Raw genomic sequence first — 1,355 nt, 5'->3', positions numbered from 1 at the left:
ATCTGTTTTAAACATAAAAAGGGAATGGTGGATCACGCATCCATAAAACCAGCAAAAAAGTCAAAGTCGATGTCAATCCATCACGGATTCAGGTTCATACACACCAATTTCATAAGAAAGTCATTTCAGGTGGCAGCAGTCATTATGAATACGCTGATAATTCGATTGAACATCCACTTGCGACAATTGACAGAAGATTTCGATGAATTGATTGTACAACCAATCTTTCATCATTCGAACCAAAGGACATTGCTAATCGTGAATGACAACGCCACAAATACCTTTATCCAGCACATTCGAAGACGGCTATCTATTTTAGAAAGACCATTGATAACAGCTCGTGGTGACGGAAAAAGCTATATCTATTCAAACTTTAATATTCAAACTTTAACTCAAAGTATGCTCAAATGGCTCTTACCATACTTCGGACTTACTACAATTTTTGTTTAGCATACAAAACAAAGGAGACAGTAGGAACACCTGCTCAACGATTAGGCATTGCAAAAAAACAATTTGATTTAAAAGAAATAATCTATATGCAATAACCTTAAGGGATTTGATATTTTATAGGACCAAATCAGTATACGATTTGTTTTTTATTTTTTGCTGAAATATCAATATTTTTTGACTAAATCCTTTTTAATGATTTTGGTATTTTATGTTAAACTGAATATATAGATTACTCAGAAAATTAGCAAAGGGAAAATTAACCCATGAGGGGGAAGTGTATGAAAAAGTTTTTAATTACATTATTAGTATTAATTGCGTTAGGCATTGGGGGGGATTTTGTTACTGAACTATTTAGTGCTAAACCACCTTTACCAACCATAACTGTTGGAGAAAAAAAGGTAGAAGTGGCACAAGGTTCGTATTGTTGGAATGGATTACTTAGTTCTGTTTGTGCCGATACAAGTTCTCCGCCAGAACTCATTAAAAATCAAGAACTAAAACCTGTGGTTGTACCACCAGATTCCCAATTGAAAATAGAATTCAAAGATGAGCCTAAAGAAAATACATTAGTAGTAAATAGATGGCTTACAAATGAAAAAACAGAAAATGTTCCAATAAATGATAATGTGATACTATTACCAAAAGAAAAAGGTGTATATGTGTATGATGTTTCAGCGAGATGGGAAAAGGGAGATTCAAGTTATGCCTTTGTAATTGAAGTACGGTAGTAACATTTTAGTAACAGTCTTAATTTAACAAGTCAATATAATTTTAGTTTAAAACGCTTGGAATAAACCCAAGTGTTTTAATGTGCTTTTTACTTTGTTACTCATATTTCACACCTTGGTAGGGCGGAACAAAAGGATTTTTTATTCAGTTTTTTAGAATAACTTTTAAACCAACAC

At 32.7% G+C, this 1,355-nt stretch carries 1 protein-coding gene and 1 pseudogene; both read left to right on the top strand.

The window, feature by feature from the left end:
- Positions 1 to 98: 98 nt before the first annotated feature.
- A pseudogene (locus tag BM213_RS15365) lies at positions 99 to 545 on the top strand (insertion element protein); the annotation flags it as partial.
- 183 nt (positions 546 to 728) lie between these two features.
- Positions 729 to 1,178, top strand: coding sequence for a hypothetical protein (locus tag BM213_RS14355; RefSeq protein WP_050368667.1), 450 nt, complete (start codon positions 729 to 731; stop codon positions 1,176 to 1,178).
- Positions 1,179 to 1,355 lie beyond the last annotated feature (177 nt).

Source organism: Anoxybacillus pushchinoensis, assembly GCF_900111795.1.
Taxonomy (GTDB): domain Bacteria; phylum Bacillota; class Bacilli; order Bacillales; family Anoxybacillaceae; genus Anoxybacillus; species Anoxybacillus pushchinoensis.
Note: the sequence above shows the minus strand (reverse complement) of the source record. Positions and strands in the feature narration are given on the sequence as shown.

What these genes read in the sequence shown, in the direction of transcription:
- BM213_RS14355 (WP_050368667.1), top strand. Translation starts at nt 729, where the DNA reads ATGAAAAAGTTTTTAATTACATTATTAGTATTAATTGCGTTAGGCATT.